This window comes from Limnohabitans sp. (assembly GCF_044373035.1).
Lineage (GTDB): Bacteria > Pseudomonadota > Gammaproteobacteria > Burkholderiales > Burkholderiaceae_C > Limnohabitans_A.
In genome coordinates this window covers 1-3,206 of sequence record NZ_JBILQU010000189.1, presented here as the reverse complement: position 1 = coordinate 3,206, position 3,206 = coordinate 1, and the positions used below count along the sequence as shown (strand labels likewise).

At 59.0% G+C, this 3,206-nt stretch carries 3 protein-coding genes; 1 reads left to right on the top strand and 2 read right to left on the bottom strand.

Annotated elements, in window-relative coordinates; translation table 11 throughout:
- Window positions 1-36: 36 nt before the first annotated feature.
- Both ACIQ47_RS15610 and ACIQ47_RS15605 read right to left on the bottom strand, forming a co-directional pair.
- Window positions 37-402 (bottom strand): DUF1028 domain-containing protein, encoded by a 366-nt coding sequence (locus ACIQ47_RS15610; protein WP_396438961.1) that lies wholly within the window; start codon window positions 400-402, stop codon window positions 37-39.
- A 385-nt stretch (window positions 403-787) separates the two neighbouring features.
- The gene (locus tag ACIQ47_RS15605; protein ID WP_396438960.1) at window positions 788-1,507 is read right to left on the bottom strand and encodes an aldolase; all 720 of its coding nucleotides are present in this window, start codon (window positions 1,505-1,507) and stop codon (window positions 788-790) included.
- Between the two features lie 334 nt (window positions 1,508-1,841).
- On the opposite strand from ACIQ47_RS15605, the gene ACIQ47_RS15600 reads away from it, so the two are divergent.
- Window positions 1,842-3,062 (top strand): MFS transporter, encoded by a 1,221-nt coding sequence (locus tag ACIQ47_RS15600; RefSeq protein WP_396438959.1) that lies wholly within the window; start codon window positions 1,842-1,844, stop codon window positions 3,060-3,062.
- Window positions 3,063-3,206 lie beyond the last annotated feature (144 nt).

Here is a 3,206-nt window from a genome sequence, read left to right as displayed (position 1 = left end):
GCACCGCTGCGTGATGCTGGAGTTTGAGGGCAAGAGCTACAGGCTCAAGGAGGCGGCAGCACGCTTGGCCATCCAAGCTGACGGGTCATAATCTGAAGGCGCTGCCTGGGGGAATTTGGGGTGGCCATGGGTGGGGGAATTTGGACTGGCCATCAGGGCTTGGCGCTGGTCGCGGCCTTCGTCCGCCGCAAGCAACGTGCTCAGCGTGTCTGCTGCGCTGTAACCACTTCCCAGTGCTTCGATGCCAGCGGGGCCGTACAGCGGGTTCATCAGTGCCTGGGTGGACAAAGCGCCTACCCCACGTCTGCTGTGAACGCACAGCGCCCCAACGGCAAAAAACCGACTCGCAATGGCGACACCGAAGTGGCCATGTTCGTCACGGGCCAGGATAGACCAAGTCATGAGTCAGCCCTTATGAGATAGAAAATTCAACTGAGCAATATTTATTATGCATCTAATGAAAATCGCCCAAACCCTCGCCTCAAGGCCTGTTGGCCTTTGCGCCACATTGTTTGTCACGTTGTTGACAGGGGTTGAAGCCAGGCAGAACTTATTTGAGCAACTTGAGTGTGTAGAAGACAGTGATTTCAACGCGTAACAATGCTCTACCGTAAAAACTGGTGCGATTCAGTTCGTCACATGTCATAAATTGGTCAGCGCGAGATTGTCATCCCCTGGCCTTTAGCGCGTTGTTGATGATGCAAGCTGATGTCAATTCGACTTTTCTCTTCATCACCAAAAGCTATCTAGGCGCAGATTTAAAAAGTCGTGAAAACCGGCCCATGCGTTAACTCATCATTCTCCGCAGGCTGGAGAAAAACAGCTCCGACTGAAGCCGCTCCCCGTTGGTCTGATCTGCCACACGCTGAGCGAGCTCGGCGTCCACAGGTTTCAGCGCCACACCGGTCGAGGCCGCCAGCACCTGCGCTTGGCAAGCGCGCTCCAGGTAGTAAAGGTCGTCATAGGCGTAGTCAACCCGTTCACCGCACACGATGACACCGTGGTTGCCCAAGAACACCACATCTGACCCATTCATGGCATTCGCGATGCGCTCACCCTCGGTCATGTCCAGGGCCAGTCCGTTGTAGTGGGCGTCCACCGCCACGCGGCCATGAAATCGCATGGCGGTTTGGGACAAACGGGTGTCCAGGGCCCGTGCCGCCGTCAGGGTGAGGGCCGTGGCGTGCGGCATGTGGGTATGCAGCACAACCGACTTGCGCGCTATGCGGTGCACCGCAGCATGAATGAACATGGCCGTGGGCTCCACCGGGTGACGGCCCGCCAGTTGCTCGCCCGCCGCGTTGCACATGACGATGTCAGGCCCTTGCACCTCACTCCAATGCAGGCCACGCGGGTTGAGCAAAAACCAGTCGTCCCGGCCAGGCACCGCCACACTGAAGTGGTTGCACACGCCCTCGCTCAGTCCCTGAGCGGCGGCAGCACGCAAGGCGAGCGCCAGGTCTTCACGCAGCGGCAACAGGGTTTCAAAGGTTTCATGGGCTTGCATGGTGTTCCTCCATCTTCCAATCATCGGTTATTTAGTCGACCTCACGCCCCAAGCTCTGGTCACGCTTGTGGTAACCATTTTTTTCAGCTCATTCTGTTGCGAATTCTCCAGCAATTCAAGCGGGTGGTGCCCCAATCATCATGGCTCAGCACTCACCCGTCTTGTTTGACGAAGCATCGCCCCCCCGTTCACCATGCACATCGGCCAACCGCAATTGAGTCGGATAAACTGGCGCTCTGACTTGAAAAATGAAAACGCGACGCATGCCCCATCCTGTTTTGTCACATCGGCTGAGTCTCGCTTGTCGTGATCGGGGCGGTCTCGCGGGGCAGCGATGAGCGATTCACCCACCTCACGAGGCATCAGCCAAGGGGCACTTGTCCTGGCTGCGGCCACCGTGGTGAATCTGCCGTTCGGCACCGTCTATGCGTTTTCGGTCTTCCTCAAGCCGATGGAGGCTCTGCTCGGTATTGGTCGGGCCGAGATGGCGATCGTGTTTTCCATGGCCTCGATCTTTCTCACAATCGGCATGCTCATCGGACCCGCCCTTTACCGTCGCTTCGCACCCGTGCCCCTGCTGCTCGTTTGCGGCGCACTGAGCGCCTGTGGTCTGCTGATCTGTGCCGCTGCACAGGGTATCGAGCATTTGCTGCTGGGCTACGGCGTTCTGTTCGGACTGGGCGGTGGGGTGGTTTTTGTCATGATGCAGCAGGGTCTGAATCAGACCATCAGCCCGATGAGCGGACTGGCCAACGGCTATGTGGTGAGCCTGTATCCCATGGGTGCCATGCTGGGCGCACCGGTCTTTGGCTGGACCATCGAGGCGTTCGGTCTGCGCGCAACCCTGATGGGTCTTGCCCTCACGGTGCTGACTTGCTGCGCCATCGCTGCAATGCTCTGGCGTCGTGGCCGGGTTCGCATGCAAGATCCTGGCGCGAGTGCAGCCGACAACCAGGCACGCCACTGGGGCTTGTTTGCCCGGCTATTTACTGTTTTCTTTCTCGCAGCTTCGGCGGGTCTGATGGTGATGAGCCAGGCCGCTGGTATTTTGGAAGCCTATGGTGCAAAAAGCCTGTTTGCGCTGGGGGGCACCACTTTCATCACCGGTGCGATTGCTGCTGCACGCATTGGTGGAGGCTGGCTCATTGATCGTTTCGCGGTGCCTCGTGTGGCCTGCATGGCCCACCTGATTGCCCTCAGTGGCTCGTGCCTGCTATTGACTTGGCCGGGGCCGGGCATGGCGGTCCTGGCCATGACGCTGATCGGCTGCGGCTATGGCTTCATTTCGGGTCTGACGGCTGGGGCCATTGCGCGCTACTGGCACCCCAATGCCTTTGGCCGGGTGGCCGGGCAGTTGTACATTGCCTGGTGCATCGCGGCCATCAGTCTGCCGGTGCTGGCGGGCTGGCTGTACGACCAGACCCAGGGCTATGACCAAGCCATGCGCATTGCAGCTGGCGTGAACCTGCTGGGCGCAATGTTGGCTTTGAGCTTACCGGCAACGGCGAGATCACAGCTGCAAGCTCAGCCTCAATCGAAAGTCGAGAAGACCTGAGCATTCGGATGCACCGCCGCAATGGCGTCAGATCAAGCGTTTGGCCGGGGATCTGTGAGCCCAATCCGACTTGGAAGGCTGGACTGCGACCCAGTGTCGGATGTCATGCACTCGCAAATCTGGACGTTGCAGCATGCGGTCAAG

What these genes read in the sequence shown, in the direction of transcription:
- ACIQ47_RS15610 (WP_396438961.1), bottom strand. Translation starts at nt 402, where the DNA reads ATGACTTGGTCTATCCTGGCCCGTGACGAACATGGCCACTTCGGTGTC.
- ACIQ47_RS15605 (WP_396438960.1), bottom strand. Translation starts at nt 1,507, where the DNA reads ATGCAAGCCCATGAAACCTTTGAAACCCTGTTGCCGCTGCGTGAAGAC.
- ACIQ47_RS15600 (WP_396438959.1), top strand. Translation starts at nt 1,842, where the DNA reads ATGAGCGATTCACCCACCTCACGAGGCATCAGCCAAGGGGCACTTGTC.